General features: G+C 34.0%; 22 protein-coding genes. 12 read left to right on the top strand and 10 right to left on the bottom strand.

Going from position 1 to position 21306, the window contains the following annotated elements; all coding sequences use genetic code 11:
• Positions 1–7 precede the first annotated feature (7 nt).
• From BBI01_RS08360 to BBI01_RS08330, 7 genes are all read right to left on the bottom strand, one after another.
• Positions 8–661 carry an OmpW family outer membrane protein gene (locus tag BBI01_RS08360; RefSeq protein WP_065394233.1) on the bottom strand — a complete coding sequence of 218 codons (654 nt, stop codon included), beginning with the start codon at positions 659–661 and terminating at the stop codon, positions 8–10.
• Between the two features lie 86 nt (positions 662–747).
• Positions 748–1404 carry an outer membrane beta-barrel protein gene (locus tag BBI01_RS08355; RefSeq protein ID WP_065394232.1) on the bottom strand — a complete coding sequence of 219 codons (657 nt, stop codon included), beginning with the start codon at positions 1402–1404 and terminating at the stop codon, positions 748–750.
• A 27-nt stretch (positions 1405–1431) separates the two neighbouring features.
• Positions 1432–2082 carry a porin family protein gene (locus BBI01_RS08350; RefSeq protein ID WP_065394231.1) on the bottom strand — a complete coding sequence of 217 codons (651 nt, stop codon included), beginning with the start codon at positions 2080–2082 and terminating at the stop codon, positions 1432–1434.
• A gap of 78 nt (positions 2083–2160) precedes the next feature.
• Positions 2161–2817, bottom strand: a complete 657-nt coding sequence (locus tag BBI01_RS08345; RefSeq protein ID WP_065394230.1) for an outer membrane beta-barrel protein — start codon at positions 2815–2817, stop codon at positions 2161–2163.
• Between the two features lie 433 nt (positions 2818–3250).
• A complete protein-coding gene (locus BBI01_RS08340; RefSeq protein WP_065394229.1) occupies positions 3251–3748 on the bottom strand; it encodes a hypothetical protein in 498 nt (165 codons plus the stop codon).
• Positions 3749–3893: 145 nt separating this feature from the next.
• Positions 3894–4571, bottom strand: a complete 678-nt coding sequence (locus BBI01_RS08335; RefSeq protein ID WP_065394228.1) for a porin family protein — start codon at positions 4569–4571, stop codon at positions 3894–3896.
• Positions 4572–4685: 114 nt separating this feature from the next.
• A complete protein-coding gene (locus tag BBI01_RS08330; RefSeq protein WP_065394227.1) occupies positions 4686–5645 on the bottom strand; it encodes a PhoH family protein in 960 nt (319 codons plus the stop codon).
• Positions 5646–5778: 133 nt separating this feature from the next.
• On the opposite strand from BBI01_RS08330, the gene BBI01_RS08325 reads away from it, so the two are divergent.
• From BBI01_RS08325 to BBI01_RS08300, 5 genes are all read left to right on the top strand, one after another.
• Complete coding sequence (locus BBI01_RS08325; protein ID WP_065394226.1) at positions 5779–6606, top strand: SAM hydrolase/SAM-dependent halogenase family protein; 828 nt, start codon at positions 5779–5781, stop codon at positions 6604–6606.
• A gap of 63 nt (positions 6607–6669) precedes the next feature.
• The gene (locus tag BBI01_RS08320; protein ID WP_065394225.1) at positions 6670–7977 is read left to right on the top strand and encodes a dihydrolipoamide acetyltransferase family protein; all 1308 of its coding nucleotides are present in this window, start codon (positions 6670–6672) and stop codon (positions 7975–7977) included.
• 122 nt (positions 7978–8099) lie between these two features.
• Entirely contained in the window at positions 8100–8726 is a 627-nt protein-coding gene (locus tag BBI01_RS08315; RefSeq protein ID WP_065394224.1) for a hypothetical protein, read from the top strand.
• A 319-nt stretch (positions 8727–9045) separates the two neighbouring features.
• A complete protein-coding gene (locus tag BBI01_RS08310) occupies positions 9046–9831 on the top strand; it encodes a T9SS type A sorting domain-containing protein (RefSeq protein WP_065394223.1) in 786 nt (261 codons plus the stop codon).
• 319 nt (positions 9832–10150) lie between these two features.
• A complete protein-coding gene (locus BBI01_RS08300; RefSeq protein WP_065394221.1) occupies positions 10151–11506 on the top strand; it encodes a chloride channel protein in 1356 nt (451 codons plus the stop codon).
• Here the strand turns inward: BBI01_RS08300 and BBI01_RS08295 are convergent.
• Positions 11503–12102, bottom strand: a complete 600-nt coding sequence (locus tag BBI01_RS08295) for a hypothetical protein (protein WP_065394220.1) — start codon at positions 12100–12102, stop codon at positions 11503–11505. The genes BBI01_RS08300 and BBI01_RS08295 overlap by 4 nt on opposite strands.
• A 152-nt stretch (positions 12103–12254) precedes the next feature.
• Here BBI01_RS08295 and rpsF point away from each other — a divergent pair, with 152 nt between their 5' ends.
• The 3 genes from rpsF (at position 12255) to rplI (ending at position 13548) form a co-directional block, all read left to right on the top strand.
• Complete coding sequence (rpsF, locus tag BBI01_RS08290) at positions 12255–12596, top strand: 30S ribosomal protein S6 (protein WP_045497373.1); 342 nt, start codon at positions 12255–12257, stop codon at positions 12594–12596.
• A gap of 33 nt (positions 12597–12629) precedes the next feature.
• The gene (rpsR, locus tag BBI01_RS08285; protein ID WP_002979091.1) at positions 12630–12932 is read left to right on the top strand and encodes a 30S ribosomal protein S18; all 303 of its coding nucleotides are present in this window, start codon (positions 12630–12632) and stop codon (positions 12930–12932) included.
• Positions 12933–13044: 112 nt separating this feature from the next.
• Positions 13045–13548: a 50S ribosomal protein L9 gene (rplI, locus tag BBI01_RS08280; protein WP_065394219.1), complete on the top strand. Its 504-nt coding sequence runs from the start codon at positions 13045–13047 to the stop codon at positions 13546–13548.
• Positions 13549–13753: 205 nt separating this feature from the next.
• Here the strand turns inward: rplI and BBI01_RS08275 are convergent, their stop codons facing one another.
• Positions 13754–14557, bottom strand: coding sequence for a helix-turn-helix domain-containing protein (locus BBI01_RS08275; protein ID WP_065394218.1), 804 nt, complete (start codon positions 14555–14557; stop codon positions 13754–13756).
• A gap of 214 nt (positions 14558–14771) precedes the next feature.
• Between BBI01_RS08275 and BBI01_RS08270 the strand changes: the two genes are divergently transcribed.
• The 4 genes from BBI01_RS08270 to BBI01_RS08255 all read left to right on the top strand — a co-directional run bounded on the left by BBI01_RS08270 (position 14772) and on the right by BBI01_RS08255 (position 20638).
• Positions 14772–16028, top strand: coding sequence for a TolC family protein (locus BBI01_RS08270; protein ID WP_065394217.1), 1257 nt, complete (start codon positions 14772–14774; stop codon positions 16026–16028).
• Positions 16029–16033: 5 nt separating this feature from the next.
• On the top strand, positions 16034–17080 hold the full coding sequence (locus tag BBI01_RS08265; protein WP_065394216.1) for an HlyD family secretion protein: 1047 nt from the start codon (positions 16034–16036) through the stop codon (positions 17078–17080).
• A 272-nt stretch (positions 17081–17352) separates the two neighbouring features.
• Complete coding sequence (locus BBI01_RS08260; RefSeq protein WP_065394215.1) at positions 17353–18915, top strand: MFS transporter; 1563 nt, start codon at positions 17353–17355, stop codon at positions 18913–18915.
• Positions 18916–19276: 361 nt separating this feature from the next.
• Positions 19277–20638, top strand: a complete 1362-nt coding sequence (locus tag BBI01_RS08255) for an aldehyde dehydrogenase (protein ID WP_065394214.1) — start codon at positions 19277–19279, stop codon at positions 20636–20638.
• Positions 20639–20758: 120 nt separating this feature from the next.
• Here the strand turns inward: BBI01_RS08255 and BBI01_RS08250 are convergent, their stop codons facing one another.
• Entirely contained in the window at positions 20759–21289 is a 531-nt protein-coding gene (locus BBI01_RS08250; protein WP_065394213.1) for a thioredoxin family protein, read from the bottom strand.
• Positions 21290–21306 lie beyond the last annotated feature (17 nt).

Genomic DNA, 21306 nt, shown 5'->3' with positions numbered 1-21306 from the left:
AAATATATTATTTATCAGATTTCTGTACTTTTCCTTTAATGAAATAAGAAAAACCAACATTCACACCGAAAGTCTTAAAACGCGACTTAACCTCTTGATTCATAAAAGTATCTTTATGTGAAAACTGGTCATAAGAAACCCCTAAATTAATTCCTAAATGTTGAGTTGCCATATACGTTATTCCTCCTTTCACTTTCCATGCTAAACCATCTATTGTTGATGATTGATCAAGCACAATCAAGGTATTAGGAATTACATTGTTATCTCTGCTACGAATCTTTGTTGTATTTGACACATACCCAATACCTGCTCCTAAAAACGGAACAATTTTACTGGAATTAGTAAAATAATAAGTACCTGTAGGTATTATTGAAAAAGAAGTATCTGTATTTTTAGAGCGTTCATAGGTAGTTCTAGTATTGACATATCCTAAATCAATCCCAACTGCGAGTTTATCGATTATAAAATATCCCACCGAAGGAGTTACGGAAAAAGTATTTGTTTTAGGTATATCAACGGACTTATCCCCCACTTTAGTAGTAGTTGTAACATTATTAAAACCTAGTCCGGTGTTTCCACTTACTACCCAAACACCTTTAGTCATTTGAGCATTAGAAAGTCCAGAAAGCGCGATTGCACCTGCTAATAAGAGTTTTTTCATGGTTATTATATAAAAATATTTCCAAAAATACAAAAAGCCCTGAGAAGTCTCAGAGCTTTTTTATTATTTTATCTTTCAATAAAAGATTATTTATCAGATTTCTGCGCTTTTCCTTTAATGAAATAAGAGAAACCAACGTTCACACCAAAAGTCTTAACATTTGTCTTAACTTCTGTATTCATAATCGTTTCTTTACTTGAAAACTGATCATAAGAAACGCCCAAATTAATCCCTAAAGACTGAGTTGCCATATAAGTGACTCCTCCTTTTACTTTCCATGCCAAACCATCTGTAGTAGTCTCTGTATTCTGCATAAGAATTGGATCATACATGTCATTATTAATACCACTATAAGAAGTCTTTTCCTTATTTGATGCATAACCAATTCCTGCTCCCAAGAAAGGTACCAGCTTGCTTGAATTAGTAAAATAATAAGTAGCTGTAGGCATTACTGAGAATGTAGAGTTTGTAAATTTAGCTTTTTCATATTTAGTCGTAGTATTAACATAACCTAAGTCAATACCAACAGCTAATTTATCAATAACGAAGTATCCTACAGAAGGAACAATTGAGAATGTATTTACTTTTGGACCGTCGGTAGAGCTACTTCCAATTTTTACCGTAGTTGTATTATTATTAAAGCCCATTCCTGTGTTTCCACTGATCACCCAGTCGCCTTTAGTCATCTGAGCATTAGAAAGTCCGAAAAGTGCGATTGCACCTGCCAATAATAGTTTTTTCATGATTATTAATTATTATTAATTGAGTTATTAAAATTTATATCCTACACCAATTTGAAGGAAATTCATCTTTAGTTTTTCTCCATCTACAGGATTTTTAATCATATTAGTCAATCCAAAGCTGTAACGTGCATCTACAAAAAAGCCTTTATAAACGTTATAATCAGCCCCAAGGAACAAACCGAACTCAGTAGATTTAAGATTATCATCAAAAGTTTTTTCAAGGTACTTCTCTCCTTCATGTAGAGCTTCTGGGTTTGATGGCGCTCCACTCACCTCCATTTTCACCTTTGTATTCGTTCTAAAGCTTACATATGGACCAGCATAAAGTCCTAATTCCGGAGTAGCGTAGTATCTCGCAGACACAGGAATCACGATTCTGTTAAAGTTTAATTTTTCTGTTACTGTAACGCCATAAGCTTTTACAACTGCTTTACCACCAAGGTTAGCATATTCTAACTCCCCCTGTAACGCGAACTTATTATTGAGTTTATGCTCAACCAATCCTCCAATATAGAAACCAGATTTTGATTCCATACTGGCTTTGATACCTCCGATTTCAAAATTATCATCATTAGAATTCAACGTTGATAGAGAATATCCAGCCTTTACTCCGAATTTAGTTTGTGCATTAAGCCCTGCAAATAGAACAATTGCAGATGCTAGTAAGATTTTTTTCATGATTATTATTAAAAAAGTTTCCAAAAATACAAAAAAGCCCCGAGAAGTCTCAGGGCTTTTTGCTATATGTTTTGTTTATTATTTTGCAAATACATATTTAACTCCGAAAGTTACAGAAGATAACTTTAATCCAAAGTTGTAGTTGTTTGTAGCATCACCATCTTTTGGCTTATAGTTGTTATAACCAAACTCACCGATAGTAGCTTCAATAGACCAGTTTTTGTTTAAGAAATAATCTAAACCTGGCTTAACAGTAACACCAATCTGAGTATATTTAGCCTCAGTAGATGTAGAGTTAGTAACTGTAGAGTTTCCTGCAGTAGTTACATCATTATTTTCGATTTTAGTTTTACCAAATTCCATTGGTACAGCTAATTGACCGAAGATATATAATTTCTCAGATAAAGTCCAATATTTTCTTACAAATGGAGCAACAACAAAGGCTGGTTTTTTAGTAATATCTTCGCTAACAGTAGTTGAACCTGGCAATGTTAAAGTAGATGTTTCAGTAGATTTTGATGTCTTGTATCCAACTCCTAAACCAATTGCTAAGTTAGTGTTTACAAAATATCCAACTGTAGGCAATACATTGAAATTCTCATCTTTAGAATTTCCGTTGTTAGTTTCTTCTTGAGAGTAACCAACTGATCCTGATAAATATGTAGTTCCTTTAGCAATCTGAGCGTTTGATAAACCAAAAAGTGCAACAGCACCCGCTAATAATACTTTTTTCATTTTAAAAATTTTTAATACTTTCTGGAGGCAAATTTACAGTCGTATCCAGTAATATTAAAATTTGTTAATGTGATTAATATCATTGTTAAAATTTAAGGTTTTACAAAAATAAATCATACCCAGGAGAGTCTTTTGAGTTTTTCACAATATTATGAATAAAAAAATTACGATTTAGCAACCAGAGCCTAATATGTTTACTTTTTAAAATTTCTGAATTTTAGTAAAACCAGAATAAATTAGCAAAACACAGGCAAAATACTCTTGTTAAAATGTTAATTTTTAATGAATTAACTCTTAAAATTTAAACAATTGTTTATAATTAGAGGCTGTTTTTTGCATCTCAAAAGGAGATAATAATAGGAATATCAGCAAGAAAAATAAAAACTCCAGCTTTTCAGCCAGAGTTCTGTATACTATATATTAAAGAGATTTCTTATTTAATATAGAAATTATATCCTAAGTTAACAGCTCCTACATTCCAGCTGTCCTTATACCAACCGTGATCACGTCTGTTGCTTATAGACTGATATCCGATGTATAATTCTCCTTTAGACATTTGGTATCCGAATTTAGGTTGCGCATAGAAGCCTCCATCCACGTTAGCTTTTGTAGAAATTCCATATCCTAAGTCTAATCCTACAAAGATAGGTGCACCCTTGAATTTATATTTACCTGAAACCGCTACAGGAATAAATCCGAAATCATCAAAATGATCTTTTCCGAAGAAATGAGAATATCCTGTTGCTACCCCAAGGTCTAGACCTTTAGCAATATTCCACATATAAGCTCCATCAATTCCTAATGTAAACGACGAAACATTACTTGCATCAGATACAGGAACACCAATATGTCCACCTAATTTTAAACCTTCCTGTGCCTGTACAGCACCCCCTAGAAGTGCAAAAGCACCTACTAATAATAACTTTTTCATTTTTTTAAGTTTAAATTTTACGCTCCAAAAATACTAATTATTTTCATCACAGAAGCACATTTCACTTTATAGCATCCTATAACAACAAAAAAACAGGGCAAATTTGCCCTGTTTTCCTATGATTATTTTATTTCTAAATTTCAGATTAGTTCCCTCCGAATTTAAAACCAACACCTACCTGGATGAAGCTGTTTTTTAAAGTTCCGTTTTCTCCATCTTCTTTTTTAGCAAGATTAGAAACTCCTAAGTTATATCTTGCATCAAAGAACAATCCGTTTTCAAGCGTATATTCAGCACCTACAAATGGGGCTAAGTTCAATTTATTCATATGATCTTTAACATCTGTAGTTTCAGTGGTTGAATCAGAGAAAGGTTCTCCCATAGCTGTTCCAGATAATTCGGCTGTCATTTTTATCTTAGCTGAAGTAATAATTCCTACATTAAGCCCTACTCCAAATGCTAAATTTTCTGTAGCATAATATTTAGCACTCACCGGAATTTGCACAGTACCTAATTTCCAATCTGATTTTTCAGTACCTGTAACGTTAGCTCCCATGATATTATAAGAAACAGACTCTTCTTGCTTGCCTCCAATGGGAGAATATAATACTTCACCTTGCACAGCAAATTTGTCATTGAATTTGTACTCAACCATTGCACCAGCATAGAAAGTTGATTTTGCATCAAATTTATAATCTTGCCCTTCACCACTTGCTTTAAGCATTGATAAAGAGTAACCAGCTTTAGGACCGAATTTGAATTCTTGAGCGTTTGCAGAAATTCCCATTACAGCGATTGCTGCAGTAAGTAAAAGTTTTTTCATTGTTATTAGTTTTACGTTTAAAGGACTGCAAAACTAGTTATTTTTTTCAATTTAACAAACTTTAATGAGATCTTTCAGCGTTAATAAACGGTTAATAAAAATTTCAACTGCAAATTATTCGTTTCTCAATCTTTTATCTTCGTCGTTATAAGCAAGGATAATTTTCTTCACAACAGGGTGTCTTACCACATCTTCCTCTGTAAGATGTACAAAACCAATTTCATTCACTCCCTTCAAAATTCTCATTGCTTCCTTCAATCCTGATTGCTGGTTTTTAGGAAGGTCAATCTGGCTCGGGTCACCTGTGATGATAAACTTAGCGTTCATACCCATTCTGGTAAGGAACATTTTCATCTGAGCATGAGTGGTATTTTGTGCTTCATCAAGGATTACAAAAGCATCATCAAGAGTACGTCCTCTCATAAATGCTAACGGAGCTACCTCAATAACCTTCTTCTCCATAAAACCTTCAAGTTTTTCATGAGGAATCATGTCACGAAGTGCATCATATAGAGGTTGTAAATACGGATCCAGCTTTTCTTTAAGGTCCCCCGGTAAAAATCCAAGGCTCTCTCCTGCTTCTACAGCCGGTCTTGTGAGAATAATTCTTTTCACTTCCTTATCTCTCAAAGCTCTTGCTGCCAAAGCAACACTCGTATATGTTTTTCCGGTTCCGGCAGGACCAATGGCAAAAACCATGTCTTTTTTCTCCGTCTCCTTTACCAGCTTTTTAAGATTGGTTGTTTTCGCTTTGATTACTTTTCCGTTTACTCCTTTTACAATAATATCCTGGTCAAAGATCAGTTGTTTTTCATTTTCATCTTTAATATTCAGGATATTTTCAACGTCTTTAAGCCCAATTGAGTTGTTTTTTGAGATAAACTTGACGATATCATCCAGTTTTTGCTTCAGTATGTCTAAAGCTTCCTGGTTTCCCATCGCAAAAATATAATGATCTCTTCCTGTTATTTTAATGGTCGGGAAGCTTGATTTTAATAAGTTGAAATATTGGTTATTAACTCCATAGAAGATTTTCGCATCGATATCTTCCAAATCATATGTTAATTCAAACATGCAGTATTTTTATTTTTAGATTTTAAAATTAAAGCTTTTTTTCAAATTTATATCAAATTCTTTTCAACAATCTTTCGGGCTTTCTTTTTATTTTAAATAACTTTGCAAGACTACACTATTCTATAAATTGCTCATGTCAATTATTACCCTTACTTCGGATTTCGGAAATTTAGATTACAGAGTTGCCGCTGTGAAAGGCAAAATTCTGTCTCTAAATCCAGAGGTTAATATTATTGATATAACCCACGACATCCAGGCTTTCAACCTTATACAAACATCTTACATCGTAAGAAACGCTTATAAATATTTTCCAAAAGGAAGTATTCACATTCTTTCTGTGGATAGTTTTTACAATAAATCTAGAAAAAACATCATCTATAAAGCCGATGATTCCTACTTTTTAGCGGCAGACAATGGTCTTTTGAGCTTAGTATTTTTTGATATTAAACCTGAAGCGATCTATGAATTGACCCTAAACAACCGTTTTGATGATGTCATCAATTTCACTTCTACGGACATTTTTGTTCCTGCTGCCGTTCATCTTGCCAACGGAGGGCTCCCTGAAGTTATTGGAAGAAAAATAGAATCTGTAAAACAACTGATGTTCCCTAGAGCCGTTTACAATGAATCTGAAGGAATGATCATTGGTGAAGTTACTTACATTGATAATTTCGGAAATATAATCTCAAATATTAATAAAGATTTCTTTGAAAATATCAGCAAAGGATATAAAAATTTTACTATAAAATTCAGGAACCTAAGTCTTTCAAGAATATTTGCCAGCCATACAGAGGTGGTTTCGGATTGGGAAAGGGAGACAGAATTTCATGGCCAGTCAGCAGCAATCTTCAATGATAGCCAGCTATTGGAGCTTACGATCTATAAAGGCAGCAAGAAAAACGGAGCTAAAAGCCTGTTTGGATTGAATGTAGGCGAAAATATTTACATTGAATTCACGTAAAATTATATATTTCATAAAAAAACCGATTTTTTTTATATATTTGTCAAAATCTAAAAATCAAAAATGGCAGAATACAAATTATTGCTTCCTTCCATGGGAGAAGGTGTTATGGAAGCGACAATTATCACTTGGTTATTCAATGAAGGTGATAACGTAAAAGAGGATGACTCTGTAGTAGAAATTGCAACAGATAAAGTAGATTCAGACGTTCCGACACCAGTTTCGGGGAAAATTGTGAAAATTTTAAAGCAAAAAGATGAAGTTGCAAAAGTAGGCGAGCCCATTGCTATTTTAGAAATTGAAGGAGAAAGCACTGCATCAGAAGAAACAACTACTGAAACACCGGCTGCTACTCCGGACACTGAAACATTAAAAACAATTGAACAGCCATTACAAACTGCTGCTGCGTCAAATGTAGAATTCTCAGGAGATCTTTATTTATCTCCACTTGTAAAATCAATTGCACAACAAGAAAATATTTCTGAAGCTGAGCTGAAAACTATCAAAGGAAGCGGTTTAGAAGGAAGAATTACTAAAGAAGATATATTAGGATTTGTTGCTAACAGAGGAAACCAACCAGCTCCACAGGCTGCTCCGGTACAAGTAGCTACTACTCCACAACCGGCAACTTCTGCTCCGGCAGCTACAATCCCTGTAAGCGCAGGTGATGAGATCATTCCAATGGATAGAATGAGAAAGATCATCGCTGAAAACATGGTGAAAGCAAAACAAATTGCTCCTCATGTGACTTCTTTCATTGAAACAGACGTTACAAACGTTGTAAAATGGAGAAATAAAAATAAAGCGATCTTCGAAAAACGTGAAGGTGAGAAATTAACGTTCATGCCAATCTTCGTAAAAGCTGTTGTAAAAGCAATCCAAGACTTCCCAATGATCAATGTTTCTGTAAACGGTGAAAATATCATCAAAAAGAAAAACATCAACATTGGTATGGCAACTGCTCTTCCAGACGGAAACCTTATCGTTCCTGTTATCAAAAATGCTGATCAATTATCACTTTCAGGTCTTGCAAAAGCGATCAACGACCTAGCTTACAGAGCAAGAAATAAAAAATTAAGACCAGAAGATACTCAAGGAGCAACTTACACGATCTCTAACGTTGGAAGCTTCGGAAACCTTATGGGAACTCCAATCATTCCTCAGCCTCAGGTTGCTATTCTAGCAATTGGAGCTATCGTTAAAAAGCCAGCAGTTCTTGAAACAGCAGATGGAGATGTAATTGCTATCAGAAACTTAATGTTCATGTCTCATTCTTACGATCACAGAGTAGTAGATGGATCTTTAGGTGGAATGATGCTTAAACATGTTCATGATTACCTTGAAAACTGGGATCTGAACACGGAAATATAAGTAATAAGTGATTAAGATTTAAACTTATCATTACATTTTAAATACAAAACCTTCGATCTGATCGGAGGTTTTTTGTTGGATATATGTCTGAAAAATTTTATCTTTAAAACAAACAATTACAAATGGAACTCGATTTCAGAAAATTATACGTTACTAAATTATTTAATTTTTCAAAAGAAGACGAAAAACTAATTTTTGAAATTCATGACAGACTATCAGAAAACTTTACAGTATCTGTTGTAGAGATTGAAGATTCCCCATACCCTCAATTTAAATCCAGTGACATCAATTTTTTACAAGAGCCAAAACTTTGCTATCATATTATGGACAATAATATGACTAATATTTTTTATATTCTCTTTGTAAACACAATAGGAACAACAGCTAAGGGAACCCGCACGACCGATGAATACGACACATTGGAAGTTTGGGGGCTAAAGAAAATGAATGAAGATTTTGGGTTCATTTCAATCAATAAGAAAAAAATGGCTGATAAAATTGCAGGGATATTCAATCGTTTCAATATTAATTTTAAGGAAAGTAAGGACTTTAAAGACTTTTATGTTTTAGGGAGTGATCCTTATAAAACCATGGCGTTTTTAAACCCACAAAGAAAAGACGCTGTAAAGTCTATTACCGATGGTGATTTTAAACTTGAAGTCAAAAATAATATCGTAGGTTTAGCTGTTCCAAAAGCCTTAAGTACAGAAAATGCTTTAATGATCTCAAAATTTTTGCAGGAAATTTAAATCTCCGATTTTTGCTGTAACTTCATCCCACAAAACCAACAAATACTGAAACTCCTTATCCTTATTCGCCGATCTATAAAGAAATCCTTTGACAACATCCGGAATGAACAGCTGAAGTACAATCTTCTTCAGGCAATTCCTTTCTAAACAGGATCTATGATCACAGATTTTTTAGAAAATAATCTTATTTTTGAACTCGAATTAAAATAAAACACAGAGAAGTCATCAAATCCATTCTAAAAATCACTTTCAGATAATGGATCTGCTTACACTTATAAACAATCTTTAATAATAGAAGTAACTAAAAATAAACTATAACATGAAAAAATTATTATTATCCACTGCATTCGTAGTGACAGGTTTGATGTTTGGACAACAAATCACACTAGAGAATACTTTTGCAACAGGAGAAAGAGCATTTGCTTTTGCTAAAGGTACTGATATGGTATATGTAAATTTAGTAAACGGCACCAATACATTGAAGATTTATAATTCATCTTTTACATTGATTAAAACCGTAAATATTCCTGTACCTACAGACTACATTGCCAGTTTATGGTATGATAGTGGACAATCTAGCTACCCTATTTCCAAAAACATTTTCAATACTGATGATAAATTAGAGTTTTTAGTAGCTGTTGGAAAATATTCTACAACCACGCATAGAAAACTGATTCTTATGAACGAAGATGGTCTTCTTATCAAAGACTTCAATCCGGACATTACTGTTTCCTACTCAGGAGAATATTCTGTATTTCATGATCCAGTTTCAAATACTAATAAAATCATGATAGAGAATGAGACCGCCAATGACCAATCAATTTATACTGTATTTGGTTTACCTACCACCGTTCTGGCTACAAAGGAAATTCAAAATACAGCCAAGCTGGCAGCTTTCCCAATTCCAGCGAGTAAAACTCTTACAATCACCAACCCAGGAAATGGAAGCAACAAAGTGGAAGTCTATGACATGACCGGGAAAATTGTTTTAAATAAATCTTTTGGAACCAGTGATAGTATGGTTTCCATTGACGTCGAAAATCTGACAAAAGGAACTTATTTTTATAAAATTGGAAATTTAAATGCCAAGTTTATTAAGAATTAAAATTTTAAAATCTCACTCATTATTGGGTGAGATTTTTTTCTTCCATATATTGCTTAGCAGTAGGACATTTATTCATACCAGAGGAAACACTCGTTAACATTATAAGCAGAGAATAAGCTAATACCGCGTCATTTTTAAATCCGGAAAGCAAAAAGAAAGCATATCGTTTATTCACAATGAAGATTTTCAACTTGAGATAAAAAATCAATTTGAAGCTATCCAAGCTTTTCATTTAGACCGTGTAAGACTTACTCCTAATTTTATAAATACTATATAATTCTCAAAATTTTGCCGTAATTTCATCCTTCAAAACCTACAAATGCTGAAAGTCCTTATCCTTATTCGCCGATCTATAAAGAAATCCTTTGATAACATCCGGAATGAACAGTTGAAGCACAATCTGTTGCAGGCTATTCCTTTCTGGATCGGATCTGTGATTACTGGTTTTTTCGCGGTATTATATGCTCAGATATTTGCATGGGGCGAGCACCTTATGAATTTTATCTTTGACTGGCATGCTTGGATGATTTTCATTATTGCTCCTATAGGTTTTGTTCTTTCATGGTGGCTGGTAAAAGAATTTGCTCCTAATGCTAAAGGAAGTGGTATTCCACAAGTGATGGCGGCTGTAGAGCTTGCTAATCCCAAGGAGCATAAAAAGATAAGAAGTCTTTTAAGTCTTAAAATTATCATTTTTAAAATCATTTCTTCTGTCGTATTGGTTATTGGAGGTGGTGCTGTGGGTCGTGAAGGTCCTACCATTCAAATTGCAGGTTCTGTTTTCAGAAAAGTGAATGAATACCTTCCTGAATGGTGGCCTAAAATTTCCAAAAAAAATATGATTATGACAGGTGCCGCCGCGGGTCTTGCGGCTGCTTTTAATACGCCTTTAGGAGGAATTGTATTTGCTGTGGAAGAGTTATCCAAAACTCATATTAATTACTTTAAAACAGCGTTATTTACAGCCGTTATCATTGCAGGTTTAACCGCTCAGACATTGGCTGGATCTTATTTGTACCTTGGCTATCCTAAAACAAATGACGTCTCCTTAATGGTGATGTTCCCTATTATCCTTGTAGCAGCAACGGCTGGTATTCTTGCAAGCCAATTGTCTGTTATTATGCTTAAAATAAATGGTTGGAAGAAGAAAACTTTAAAAACAGATAAAGCGAATATAGTATTTCTGATTATATGTGCTCTGATTATTGCTTCGATCGCTTATTTTATCAACCATGAAATTCTTGGTTCAGGGAAAGAGATTATGGAACGTGTCCTTTTCACGAAAGACAAACATGAAGACTGGTATGTCCCGATTTTAAGAATGCTGGGTCCTGCTCTATCTTTTACCTCTGGTGGTGCCGGTGGTATTTTTGCTCCAGCTTTAACTGCCGGGGCAAGTATTGGCTCTGTGATCTCGGGAATGATTCATTTAACAGCTAATGAAACCAATGTTGTTGTACTTGGAGGTATGGTTGCTTTTCTTACCGGAATTACCCGTGCTCCCTTCACTTCAGCAATTATTGTACTGGAAATGACCGACAGGCATTCATTGATTTTCCATCTGATGCTTGCCGGTATGGTTTCTTCTATTGCTTCTATTTTAGTGAGCAGACATTCTTTGTATGATGTATTGAAAGTAAACTTCTTAACTGAAATCCGTAAAGATAATTCTTAGGATTTTTTCAACATAATATTTAAATCCTTAAAGGCTTCCGATAGTTCTTCAGCTATACCATAATTCATAACTCTAATAACCAACTTATCCAGTTTTTCACTTGATCTTTTCACTTTGTAGGTTACTATATTTAAAAATGCATCCCCATTTTTCCTTTTGGATACTTTATGAAATTCTACAACTTTACTCAAATCCCATAAATCTCCTTTGTAATAGAGTTTTCCATTTTTATCTACTGAATTTATTCTAATATTATTTCCTTCAAATTCAGCAGCAAGTCTTAGCATTCCATTATCTCGGTCTGCACCAAATTCTCTGATTTTATCAGCAATAAAAGCCTTCACTTCATCCACATTATGATATTTCCCAAGAAGATCTTCTTTTCCATTACCATAGATAATTTTATAAATTTCAGGTTTGTTTAATGAATGAGTAGGTCCGTCTTGATAATCTAACTCTTTGTAAGTGATATTTGAAGCTCCAACTTCTATAATTTTAGCTTCGAAAGAATTTCCGTTTTTCTTTATAATTTTATCCTGAGAATAACATAGAACCCCCATCAGCAATAAGGGAAAGGCATACATTTTAGTTTTCATGAAATATTTTTTCTACCTCAAAGATACAAAAAACACCATAAACACTCAATTTCCCTACTATAACATTGAATAATTCCGCTCCTACTATTGCATAATAAAAATATATTCTCTACTTTTGCACCTCGAAATAATTAACAAATTCATTTAACATTATGAACAATTACGAAACTGTTTTCATTTTAACTCCCGTTCTATCTGAGTCACAGGTAGAGGAAGCAGTGAACAAGTATGTAGATCTTATCAAAGAAAAGAACTGCGAAATCGTTGCTAAAGAAAACTGGGGATTAAAAAAATTAGCTTACCCAATCCAATTGAAAAAGAACGGGTTCTATACTTTAATCGAATTTAAAGGAGAAGGTTCTGTAGTAGCTGACTTAGAATTAGCATTCAAGCGTGACGAGAGAGTAATCCGTTACCTTACTACTAAACTTGACAAGCACGCTGTTGAGTACGCTGTAACTAGAAGAGCTAAAGTAAAATCAGCTAAAGCTTAATTAATTAACCCTATTTTTTAAAAAAGACAAGACATGGCAATAGATGAAATGGCTAAACAAGCCTCAGCTGGAGGAGAATCAGAAGTAAAATTCCTTACTCCGCTTGATATCAATACAAAATCTGAAAAGAAATATTGTAGATTCAAAAAATACGGAATTAAGCACGTTGATTACAAAGATGCTGATTTCTTATTACAGTTTGTAAACGAGCAAGGTAAAATTTTACCAAGAAGATACACTGGAACTTCTTTAAAATACCAAAGAAAAGTTTCTGCTGCTATCAAAAGAGCAAGACACCTTGCGTTACTACCATACGTAGCTGACTTATTGAAATAAGACAAAAAATAAATAAAAGAAGAGAGCAATCTCTTCTTTTGTTGCTGAATACATCATTAATTCTAACTTGATTTTAGATCATAAAACTAAAATCTAAAAAAGGACAACAACAATGGAAATTATCCTAAAAAAAGACGTAGAAAACTTAGGACTTGAGTTTGATACAGTAAACGTAAAGCCAGGTTATGCTAGAAACTTCTTAATTCCTCAAGGAATTGCTCTTTTAGCTACCCCTAAAAACAAAGCTGCTTTAGAAGCTACATTAGAAGCTAGAAAAGAAGAAGAAGCTAAATTAATCGCTGCTGCTAACGCTGTAGTTGAGCAATTGAAGAAAACTTCTATCACTATTCCTGCAAAAGTAGGTGCTGGTGACAAACTATTCGGATCTATCAACAATGCTGATCTATCTACTGCTTTAGAAAAAGCTGGAGTTTCTGTAGAGAAAAAATATATCAAAATTCCTGGTAACACTATCAAGAGAACTGGTAAATTTGCTGCTCTTATCAGACTTCACAGAAATGTTGAGTACAACTACGAATTCGACATCGTTTCTGATGCTCCAGTTGTAGCTGCTCCTGCTGCTAAGAAGGAAGAAGCTAAATCTGAAGAAGCTTAATAAGCGATTGAGAATTTCTCAAAATACAAGACCACTTCATTTATTTGAGGTGGTTTTTTTAGTATTACTCGTTTATAAACTACCCCGTCTTTTTGCATTGCAGAAATCCACCCCTCAAGAGAAGGTGAATGGGAGGTTTTAAGATATACTAGTCATTTTTTGGTAGAGTTAGTTACATTCGTACCCAAACTCTCAAATCCTCAAACTACCTATCTCCTCTCAGTTTCTGTTGGTACTCCGTGGGTGCCACTCCAATTACTTTTTTGAAAATATTACTGAAAGAAGACAAGCTATTATAGCCGACCATCATTGCAATTTCATACATATTATATTTATCTTCCAACATTAACTCAAGAGAACGGGTTATTCTTAAAGCTCTCAGAAAACGGACATAATTCATGCCTAAAGTCTCTTTAAACTTCCTTGAAAGGGTTCTCGTACTCATCCCGAATTCTTTTGCTGTAGATTCAATCGTAAGGGGCTTCTCAAGGTTAGCATGAATATATCTGGCTATCTTCAATAAAGTTTCATCCTTGGGAAATGGATGCTGAACCGGAAAGGCAAGGTTTTTATCTCTTTTTTCAGGTAAAACGCCTTTCAATGCTTTAAGAAAATAATATTTTGACCCATCATTTTTTGTGATTTTCCCATTCCATTCTCTGGTGTATAAAATCATTTCCCGAAGGAGATCATTGACTGAATAAATATTGATTTCATCAAAAAAGCCACTTTCGTCATTTTCTTTTTTCATATAAAAATTATATAAATCAACCTTTGGGCTGGTAGAAAACAGATAATGAGGTGTTCCCGCGGGAATCCACATAAAACATCTTGCCGGAAGATACCAGTGTTTCAGATCTGTAAAAACATGCACAATACCGCCTTCTGCATAAACTAATTGCGCAGAACTATGATAATGAATTTCTGTTGTAATATTTCCTGTAAGGACATGATATACGTAAAATTCGGCATCGTCGTCTTCTACTTCTTTAAAATGACTGTTATTCATGAAATAAAGATATGAAGTTTTTTCAAAATGGCGTAAATGAACAAATATTTTTCTGTTTTCACAAATAGTGTCCGGCACTACTCGTCGTAAATTTGCAGTATCAAAATCATTTTAGCAAAAATCCTTTAATTAATTTATGAATATGATATTTAACGCATGCCGATATCAGTGCATCGCGTTGTGCTTGTTATTGAGCAATTTTTTACACTCACAGATGATAGACTACCAAAATCTTGGTCTACAGCAGGCTATAGAGATCGGTTTAAAAAACAATAAGAATATCCAAATCAGCCATTTAAAACAGGAAATGTCCGTAACGAAGGAAAAAGACCTGAAAATGGAAAAACTGCCGGATATAGAATTCCATACAAGCTACAGCCAGGTTACAAACCTTTTCCAATACCAGGACGGTGTATTTAATAAGCCCACAAAGTATGACGCCATCAATGGAATGTATGATTTTACTTTATCGGCTTCCATTCCGGTTTATATGGGTGGAAAAATAAAAAACACAGAAAAGAAAGCAGCTATTGACACTGAAATTTCGACCTTGAGAACGCATCTTGATGAAAGACAGCTTAAAATGGAAATCATTACTGCTTTTCTACAAATTCATCACCTGAAAGAACAACAAAGTCTTATCAATGATAAAATGAAAGAGGATTCTATCAATATCAAACAGGTAAAAGCTTTGAAAGCAAATGGTGTAGTGACAGTGAATGAGGTTTTAAGAACATCTTTACAGCTTTCTAACCACAAAATGAGCTGGACAGAACTGGATAACGATATACAGATCGCCGAACATAAGTTAAAAACAATCCTTTCTCTTCCGGAACCTCAGGAAATGCACGTGGATACAGAAGACCTTATTTCAGATAAAGAGGCAATTCCTTACGTTGATCAGCTTACAGAAACAGCTTTAAACCAAAATGAGTCTGTAGGAATGACCCATAAAAACCTTTCATTAAAGGAATTGGACCAAAAAATTACAAGAGCGAATTATTTACCTAAAATAACTGCGGGCGGAGAATATTTTTTAAAGTATCCGAATATGATGTTCTTTCCTCCTGAGCCTTATGCTTATCGTTTAGGGATGATCGGATTAAACCTGACCTATCCTATCGAAAACCTGTATAAAAATAAGTACAGAATGCAGGAAGCTAAAGAGAATATTGATCTGGCTAAGCTACAAATTGAAGAAAACGATGAAAAGATCAGACATAATGTATATGAAGCTTATAAGAAGTTTGAAGAGACCGAACAAAAGGTAAAAATAGCTGAAGAAGCTATTGATCAGGCAAAAGAAAATTATCGTATTGTAAGAACAAAATATGCAAATAAATTAAGCCTTATTACTGAACTTATTGATGCAGACAATACGTATCTGGAAGCGGAATCTAATCTTATCTCCGTAAAAATTAACCGTCAACTAAAATACTATCAACTCCAATATACGATTGGAAACTTATAAAAACTATGGCACAGAAACAACTGACACAAAAGGAAAAAAGAATTAATAAGACAATCACTTTACTGGCATGGATTCTTATCATCAGCGGAGTCACAGGAATGGTGAGTTTCTATCTTTTTTCGAGAAAAAATGTTACGACAAACGATGCGCAGATCGAACAATATATCACACCAGTATCAAGCAAGGTTTCAGGGTTTATCAAAGCTATAAAGTTTAATGAAAACCAATTTGTACGTAAAGGAGATACTTTAATCATCATTGATAACAGAGAATTTGTTAATCAGGTACATATGGCGGAAGCAAACCTTCATGCTAATACTGAAAATATTACAACGATCCAAAGCAGTGTAAATACCAAAGAAAGCGACACTAAAATCATTGATGCTAAAATTGCTTCTGCAAAAATTGACATCTGGAGAACGGAACAAGACTATAAACGATATAAAAATCTGTTGAATGAAGATGCTGCCACTGAGCAGGATTTTGAAAATGTAAAGGCTTCTTATGAGCAGTCAAAAGCGAATTTATTGGCACTCGAACAACAGAAAAATGCTGTAAAAGCCGGAGCTAGCGAACAGCAAACCAAAGTAGCACCTGCCAAAAGCCAGATTCAGCAAAGTTCTGCGAATTTGAACAATGCCAAACTATTTCTTTCTTATACCGTGATCACAGCTCCTTATGACGGTTGGGTCGGTAAAAAAACCATTCAGGAAGGACAGCTGATCAAAGAAGGACAGGCTTTGGTGCAAATCGTAAGCAAAGAAAAATGGATCATTGCCAATTATAAAGAAACCCAACTTGGACAAATCGATTCCAAACAGGAAGTTATCATTACCGCAGATGCTTACCCAGACATTGAATTCAAAGGAAAGATTCTTTCTGTTTCACCTGCTTCAGGATCTCAGTTTTCATTGGTAAAGCCTGATAATGCAACCGGAAACTTTGTGAAAATTGAACAGAGATTTCCTGTAAAAATTATTCTTGATCAAAATAAAGAAAACGAAAAATTACTTTCCGGGATGAATGTTCTGGTGAGCGCGAAGAAAATTTAAGTTTGAGAGTATGAGAATACAAAAACATACAGTTTTATTATCATTTTCAAATTCATTCATTTTCAAATTTTCTAATTAAATTATTTTTCTGCGAAAAGGCAAAACCGCAAAATGCAAATCTGCTAATTTTTTCTTTAGTCATATTTGTCATTTACCTTTTACTCTTTTTTACACCTTTTGCTTTTTTGTCTTTTCGCATTTTTTTAAATATTACTAAACACTGAATAGCAAAAAAGCTTTCTTAGCCTTTACCTTTTGCTTCTCAAAAAATTATGCAACATAACTCTGTTTATCATAAATGGGTACCACAATGGCTGAAACTGCCGCTCCTTGTACTGGCACTGTTTCCCCACCTGATGTTATTGTCACTGTTACATTCAAACAGTGCCTTCACATCTTCTTTTATGGATGTAGACTCGGATGACATCCAATACCTAATGATTTTGATGTATGGGACATTTGTGGTTACCCTTTTGGTTTTACAGAGATTTATGGCGTATTTCAGTGTGAAATATTATGTTTTGCTGATGGCTTCCATTTCCGTGATTATTCTCTATGTCTTATCCGTTACCAATGATTATCATGTCATTTTAGTCATTCGATTTTTAGAGGGAATCTTTGGATTACTGGAAGGAGCTATCTTTCTTCCTTTAATTATTGCTGAATTAAAAACGAAACATGCTAAGGTAATCTCTTATCTTTTAATGTATGCCATTATGCTTACCGGCGGAACAGTGACCACTTCCTTATTGAAATCAAGTATTGAAGATTATGATTTTCAGCATATGGTATTAATGATGGTTTACTTTCATGTTTTTGTTCTCATCATCGGAATTGCCATTTTCAATAGAAACAGGTTCTTTCCTAAAAAACCTTTATATCAATTGGATATTACCAGTTGGTTTTTGCTTTGGGTTTGTTTACAGGCTGGAGGTTATGCTATTATTTATGGAAAAAGATTGATGTGGTTTGAATCTGATATCATTATCATGTGCCTGTTTGTTTTTTTACTTTCAGGAGGTTTATTTATGCTCAAACAGAGAAACTCCAAAAGACCTTTATTTCACTATGAAGTTTTCAGTTCAAAAAATGTAATTGTAGGAATGCTTCTGTTTTTCATATTTTATCTTATCCGATCCGGATTAAACAATGTGTACAGCATCATGGCAACCGTCTGGAAATGGCCTTGGGATTATATTGTAAATATTCAGTATTGGAACGTTGCCGGAACACTATTGGGTGTATTTTTATCAGGAATCTGTCTGGTAAAAGGAATTTCTTCAAGAATTGTTTTCTTTACAGGCTTTCTGTTACTGGCGATAGATTGTGCATGGTTTACTTACACATTTTATCCGGATACTACCCTTTCCACGATATGTCCGCCTTTATTTTTGCAGGGTGTTGCCCAAGGATTATTATTTACTCCGCTCGTTTTCTTTCTTATTTCAGGAATGCCGGAAGAATATGTTTCCAATGCTACAGCCCTCGGAACTACAACCCGTTTCTGGACAACAGCCATTGGATATGCTTTGATGCAGAATTTAATGTTATTTTTAACTTTAAAACATGCCGATACCTTAAGTTTTAATCTTACCGATACCAATCCTGTCTTTTATAGTCAATGGAATCAGATTTTTGGAGCCAATATTGCAAAACTCCCGGTTAATGAATCATTATCCATGACTGCAGGAGCCTTTAAAGCCAAAATAACAGCTCAGTCTATCCTGCTTTCCAACATGGAAATATTTACAGGATTGTTCTGGCTGGCTTTGATTACAGCTCTCCTGTTACTTCTTTATCATCCAGTTAGAATAGCAGTTAGAAATATTATGTAGAGAAAAAGAAAGCTGAAATTCAAAAGTTATTGATGTCTTAAATAACTAGTGACTTCAGTTCTGTTTAAGGAAATTTTATTATTCTTAAGGCAATGTTCACAAAGAATTAAAATCATATACTTTATAACCGTTCGCAAAGGCGTTTCACTCCACAAGAGCTATAATCCAAAGCATTCGCTGAACGAAGTGCCTATGCGAAAGAGAAATAACCAGCATTGAAACTATCTTAGCGATCATAGCGTTTATAAACATTGCTTAAATTAAAAAAATCCTTAAATACACAACATCTCCAAAACGTCAAAAAATAACTTTCAACTTTGGCTAGTTTATTGTTGCTTGTTTCAATACAAAAAACTATCGTATGGAAATTGAAAAAGTTCTACAGAGTCAGAGAGATTTTTTTAAGACACAGCAAACCAAAAACCTGTCATTCAGGAGAATGTATCTTGAAAAAATCCGAAATCTTATTATTTCCAACGAAAATATGTTGTATGAAGCTATCCATAAAGATTTTGGAAAATCGAAATTTGATACTTATACCACAGAAATTTCTTTTATTCTGAAAGATATTGATTACTATCTGAAAAATTTAAAAGCTCTCACAAAACCCAAAAAAGTAAGTACTAATCTGGTAAATCAGCTGGGAAGCAGTAAAATTTATTCCGATCCTTTAGGCTGTATTTTGGTGATAGGCGCATGGAATTATCCTTATCAATTATCCCTCTCTCCTATGATTGCTGCAATTGCTGCCGGGAACTGCTGTATTTTGAAGCCCAGTGAAATTGCTGAAAATACAATGCAAGCGATGTCTCAAATCATCAATGAAAACTTTCCATCAGAATATCTGTACGTATACGAAGGCGGAATTGATGAAACTACGGAACTTTTAAAATTAAAATTTGATAAAATATTTTTCACGGGAAGCACCAAAGTCGGAAAAATTATTTATAAAGCAGCCGCAGAACATTTAACACCTGTTGTCCTTGAATTGGGTGGAAAATCGCCAGCTATGGTAACGCAACATGCGAATCTTGAAATAGCCGCAAAAAGAATTGTCTGGGGAAAATTTTTGAATGCCGGACAAACCTGTGTAGCTCCGGATTACTTATTGGTTGAAGAATCCATTCAGGAACAATTTCTGGAAATGTTGAGGAAATATATTAAAGAATTCAAATACAGTCCGGATTCGGAACAATATACTCAAATTATCAATCAAAGAAACTTTCAACGTTTAACAAAGCTTATTGATCATAAAAAAATATACTTTGGTGGGAATTTCGAAGAAGAAAAACGATATATAGAGCCTACCATCCTTAATAATGTTGATTGGGAAGATGAAATCATGCAGGAAGAAATTTTCGGTCCTCTTCTTCCTGTTATCAGTTATAAAAACTACAATATAGCTCTAAACACTATTCTTGAACTGGAAAAACCACTTGCCGCTTACCTTTTTACTAATAATACCGAAGAAAAAGAACATTTTACCCAAAGAATTTCTTTTGGTAGCGGATGCATTAATGATACTGTGATGCAGCTAAGTAATGATAACCTTCCTTTTGGTGGTGTAGGAACTTCCGGGATTGGAAATTACCATGGAAAATTCGGTTTTGAAGCCTTTTCTCATCAAAAATCTGTACTTGAAAAAACAACCTGGGGTGAACCGAATATAAAATATCCGCCTTATTCTGAAAAGAAATTAAGCTGGATAAAAAAACTACTGTGATTCTTTTTTAAACAGAAATCACACGAATTTAACTCAAAAGGAGAAAGCCATCAATTGAAAAAGGTTGTTTCCGATAGAAACAACCTTTTTCTTTTTAGATTATCTGGTATAAGATTTTTTTTAAAGAAGTTTTCCCTCTTCAAGGAATTTCTTAACCTTTTCTTTGCTGTATCCTTTTCCCTCTTCCAGAACTTCACTTTGCTGTACATGAACTTTCTTCCCATTCTTATCTAAAATGATAAAGAAAGGATAGAATTGCTGTTCTTTAATATTAATATACTGGGCAAAAGTCTTTTCATTCTTATTATCTGGAGAATAATTTAAATGATAATACAAATATTTTTTATCTACAATTTCTTTCAATTCAGGAGTTTCCTGTACAAAATTATTAAAACGAAGACACCAGATACACCAGTTTCCACCAGCCTGAATAAGAATTTGCTTCCCTTCTTTCTTAGCCTGTGCAACTAATTTTTTAATATCAGCCTGTGCATCAGCCTTTGGATTATAAGGTTTAGGAAGCTTAGCTTTCTCTTCCGCAGCTTTTTTCTTAGCATCCACCTCTGTTTGTTGAGCCGGTAAATTCGTCACCTCCTGTGAAAAAGCAAGGGAGCTTAATCCCAGAAAAGCAATTAATGTCAATTTTTTCATAACATAAAAGTAAAAAA

Origin of the sequence: Chryseobacterium artocarpi (assembly GCF_001684975.1) — a bacterium.
Taxonomy (GTDB): domain Bacteria; phylum Bacteroidota; class Bacteroidia; order Flavobacteriales; family Weeksellaceae; genus Chryseobacterium; species Chryseobacterium artocarpi.
Note: the sequence above shows the minus strand (reverse complement) of the source record. Positions and strands in the feature narration are given on the sequence as shown.

Excerpts from the sequence above, each read along its gene's own strand:
- BBI01_RS08360 (WP_065394233.1), bottom strand. The coding sequence starts at position 661 with ATGAAAAAACTCTTATTAGCAGGTGCAATCGCGCTTTCTGGACTTTCT.
- BBI01_RS08355 (WP_065394232.1), bottom strand. The coding sequence starts at position 1,404 with ATGAAAAAACTATTATTGGCAGGTGCAATCGCACTTTTCGGACTTTCT.
- BBI01_RS08350 (WP_065394231.1), bottom strand. The coding sequence starts at position 2,082 with ATGAAAAAAATCTTACTAGCATCTGCAATTGTTCTATTTGCAGGGCTT.
- BBI01_RS08345 (WP_065394230.1), bottom strand. The coding sequence starts at position 2,817 with ATGAAAAAAGTATTATTAGCGGGTGCTGTTGCACTTTTTGGTTTATCA.
- BBI01_RS08340 (WP_065394229.1), bottom strand. The coding sequence starts at position 3,748 with ATGAAAAAGTTATTATTAGTAGGTGCTTTTGCACTTCTAGGGGGTGCT.
- BBI01_RS08335 (WP_065394228.1), bottom strand. The coding sequence starts at position 4,571 with ATGAAAAAACTTTTACTTACTGCAGCAATCGCTGTAATGGGAATTTCT.
- BBI01_RS08330 (WP_065394227.1), bottom strand. The coding sequence starts at position 5,645 with ATGTTTGAATTAACATATGATTTGGAAGATATCGATGCGAAAATCTTC.
- BBI01_RS08325 (WP_065394226.1), top strand. The coding sequence starts at position 5,779 with ATGTCAATTATTACCCTTACTTCGGATTTCGGAAATTTAGATTACAGA.
- BBI01_RS08320 (WP_065394225.1), top strand. The coding sequence starts at position 6,670 with ATGGCAGAATACAAATTATTGCTTCCTTCCATGGGAGAAGGTGTTATG.
- BBI01_RS08315 (WP_065394224.1), top strand. The coding sequence starts at position 8,100 with ATGGAACTCGATTTCAGAAAATTATACGTTACTAAATTATTTAATTTT.
- BBI01_RS08310 (WP_065394223.1), top strand. The coding sequence starts at position 9,046 with ATGAAAAAATTATTATTATCCACTGCATTCGTAGTGACAGGTTTGATG.
- BBI01_RS08300 (WP_065394221.1), top strand. The coding sequence starts at position 10,151 with ATGCTGAAAGTCCTTATCCTTATTCGCCGATCTATAAAGAAATCCTTT.
- BBI01_RS08295 (WP_065394220.1), bottom strand. The coding sequence starts at position 12,102 with ATGAAAACTAAAATGTATGCCTTTCCCTTATTGCTGATGGGGGTTCTA.
- rpsF (WP_045497373.1), top strand. The coding sequence starts at position 12,255 with ATGAACAATTACGAAACTGTTTTCATTTTAACTCCCGTTCTATCTGAG.
- rpsR (WP_002979091.1), top strand. The coding sequence starts at position 12,630 with ATGGCAATAGATGAAATGGCTAAACAAGCCTCAGCTGGAGGAGAATCA.
- rplI (WP_065394219.1), top strand. The coding sequence starts at position 13,045 with ATGGAAATTATCCTAAAAAAAGACGTAGAAAACTTAGGACTTGAGTTT.
- BBI01_RS08275 (WP_065394218.1), bottom strand. The coding sequence starts at position 14,557 with ATGAATAACAGTCATTTTAAAGAAGTAGAAGACGACGATGCCGAATTT.
- BBI01_RS08270 (WP_065394217.1), top strand. The coding sequence starts at position 14,772 with ATGATAGACTACCAAAATCTTGGTCTACAGCAGGCTATAGAGATCGGT.
- BBI01_RS08265 (WP_065394216.1), top strand. The coding sequence starts at position 16,034 with ATGGCACAGAAACAACTGACACAAAAGGAAAAAAGAATTAATAAGACA.
- BBI01_RS08260 (WP_065394215.1), top strand. The coding sequence starts at position 17,353 with ATGCAACATAACTCTGTTTATCATAAATGGGTACCACAATGGCTGAAA.
- BBI01_RS08255 (WP_065394214.1), top strand. The coding sequence starts at position 19,277 with ATGGAAATTGAAAAAGTTCTACAGAGTCAGAGAGATTTTTTTAAGACA.
- BBI01_RS08250 (WP_065394213.1), bottom strand. The coding sequence starts at position 21,289 with ATGAAAAAATTGACATTAATTGCTTTTCTGGGATTAAGCTCCCTTGCT.